General features: G+C 63.0%; 2 protein-coding genes. One reads left to right on the forward strand and one right to left on the reverse strand.

Annotated features, from left to right (window positions below; all coding sequences use genetic code 11):
• The coding region (locus AB4Y86_RS17530; protein ID WP_441403440.1) for a hypothetical protein at nucleotides 1-400 on the forward strand (400 nt) is incomplete at its 5' end.
• A gap of 476 nt (nucleotides 401-876) precedes the next feature.
• Here AB4Y86_RS17530 and AB4Y86_RS17535 read toward each other — a convergent pair.
• On the reverse strand, nucleotides 877-1239 hold the full coding sequence (locus AB4Y86_RS17535; protein WP_441403441.1) for a DUF488 domain-containing protein: 363 nt from the start codon (nucleotides 1237-1239) through the stop codon (nucleotides 877-879).
• Nucleotides 1240-2097 lie beyond the last annotated feature (858 nt).

A 2097-nucleotide genomic window follows, 5' to 3' on the forward strand; every position in this document is an offset into this window, starting at 1 on the left:
GGCCCAGTACCTCTTAGGCATGGTCGTCAACCTCTTCGTCAAGATCCCTGAGTCGCATCCCGGCGCCAAGCCGCCGGAATACTTCAGCGGGGTCTTCCAGAGCCTGGGTTGGGCCGTCACGGATGGCGGGGGCCTGTGGCTCACTTTGCACGCCGGGCTGGGCCTGCTTCTCGTCCTCGGCTCGCTGGCTGCCCTCCTCCTATCGATTGGCAGCCACGACCGTGCGGCCGTAACGACGACGGTGGTGGGATTCGTCTGCGTACTCGGAGCCGGCTTCAATGGTGGCAGCTTCCTCAATTACGGTGAGGACTTCAGCTCGATGATCATGGCCTCGCTCTTCGCCATTGCCCTGGGCAGCTACGCCTTCGGCGTCTACCTGCTGGGTCGTCCCGAGCGGTAGCCGCTGGTCATCCGATCGGACAGGCGGTAACTAGCTGGGATTTTGGTTCGTCTTGCCTGCCTGAGGCAAGTGAGACTTGGGCAGGCACGGCCCCAGATCTGTTCCTGGCCAAGTCACTTGCTGTTCCGCCTCCGTGAACCGGCCCAGCGCTACGCCATGATCTTCTGGTGGCCTTCTCGTGCCCRGTGGGGTCGAGAGTGCTGGCTGTGCAGTCGTCCTTCTCGATGACATACCGGAACCTGACGCGAGCAGAGGGCGAGTTTAGAAACGCGGTGCCGCAGCGACCGCCCGCGTAAGGCGCTTCCGTGAGGGCCAAAAAAGAGTGTGGCCAGGATTCGTCCTCACCACGATCCTCACGCCGTCGGTTGCCCACCGCATGACGGGAATGAGCTCCGGCCCGTCGCAGGATCCCGTTTCCGGTCACTGATCGTGTCCTTCCCGACGCCCCCCTTTCGAGTGCGCCGGACGTGTGGTGGCTACAGTCCGATCAGGTCGGCCAGGACTTGGGCCTCGCTGATGTCGGCGGCTTTGGTTGCCGTCAGCAGCGTTAGCCGCCGGCCCCTGGCGAGTTCGCGCAGATGGTCAAGCGCCTGCGCCCGGGCAGGATCTTTAAGCTCGGCCTTGTATCGCTTTGCGAATTCGTCGAACTTTGCAGGGTCGTGGCCGTACCATTTGCGCAGCTCCGTCGATGGGGAGACTTCTTTGCACCACTCGTCCAGTGCCGCTTTGGCCTTGGTCATCCCGCGCGGCCAGATGTGGTCTACCAGAACCCGTACGCCGTCATCGTCCCTGGTCCCGTCATAAACCCGGCGCACCTGAACATCCGCTGAAGTCGACATTTCCCAGCTTCCTCGCCGCCTCACGCCACGGCGCAGCTCTCATGCTTCGAGCGGTGACGCCCGAAGCGACGAAAACCCCTATGGGGCTTCGTCCCCGGTGACATTATGCTCTCCCGATCCCCCGAGGAGCCACGTCACCATGAGCACGCGCAGGACCAATCACCGGCCCCGGGGCACAGGCAGCGGGCGGTAAAGTCGTCCCGTGAGTATTCTCTCCGGCTCTGGACCGCCGGAAAGAGTTGCCTGAAATCCGAACACACCCCACAGGACGGACCGGCAGAGTCCTCATGGAAAACTGCTTCGGTAGGCCGCAGGAGTATCCGGGCGGCGTGTAACCGACTCACCCAATGCGGCATGTAACCGGGGTGGGCGCGGGCCTCGCCCTGGCCATCACAGCTTGACTTAAAAGATAAGCAGGCTGACCATTTAAGCAGTCTCCGATTCCCCCCAATTCGGAGACTATCTCGAAGACGCCCCCGCCCAACGGTCTCCCCCGGCCTGTGCGGGGGCGTCCTTCGATACGGGCTGAGCCGCGCATCTCACCCGGAGCGTGAAGATGGACTGCTTCAGGGACCAATGACCGGGAACGCTTCGTGCGGTAAACCAATCGGCGGGCGAGGTGCGTCACCGGCAGCGAAGCGGCTGCGCCCTCATTGCCGTCTGCGGTAGCGGTCAGGGGCTATTTGCGGAGCTGGGTCAAGCAATTCTTCGCCATCACATGACGAAGTAGATGGCTGCGGCGCGCGTGGCGGTTAGAATGGCAGACGCCGAGAATCAGTCGTTGCCGTCGGAGTAGGGAAAAATGGATGAAAACGTCCCCGGCCCGAAGACGAGGTCGCTTAGCACTCCCCCGCGATC

The organism is Arthrobacter sp. 2YAF22_2 (assembly GCF_052114645.1).
GTDB lineage: Bacteria > Actinomycetota > Actinomycetes > Actinomycetales > Micrococcaceae > Arthrobacter.